At 70.8% G+C, this 291-nt stretch carries 1 protein-coding gene; it reads right to left on the bottom strand.

Annotated elements, in window-relative coordinates:
- The coding region (locus ACCC94_RS30210) for an autotransporter outer membrane beta-barrel domain-containing protein (protein WP_413353236.1) at positions 1-291 on the bottom strand (291 nt) is incomplete at both ends.

The raw sequence follows: 291 nt of genomic DNA, 5'->3' as shown, positions 1-291 counted from the left end.
ACGACGGCGTGCCGGGTGACTGCGGGGTACCCGGTGGTTCGGGGGAGCTTGGCGGCTCCTGCGGGCCAGGCGGGTCAGGCGGCGTCACCGAAGGCTCCGGCACCGCCGTTACGCTGGAGCGCAGGTACCAGCTGTTCTCCGAACCGGCGTCATAGCCGCCCTTGAACAGGTAGTACTGGTACGGCCCGGCCGACAGCCCCTGCGCCAGGCGGAAGGCATCGTTGGTACTGAGCGCACCCGCCCCGGCCTGAACCACCTGGATGCCGTTGAATCCGGTCGGCGCGCCGGTGC

The sequence above is a fragment of the Pseudomonas sp. Pseusp97 genome, assembly GCF_047304025.1.
Classification (GTDB): Bacteria; Pseudomonadota; Gammaproteobacteria; order Pseudomonadales; family Pseudomonadaceae; genus Pseudomonas.
The sequence above is the reverse complement of the archived record's forward strand: the minus strand, read 5'-3'. Positions and strand labels throughout refer to the sequence as shown.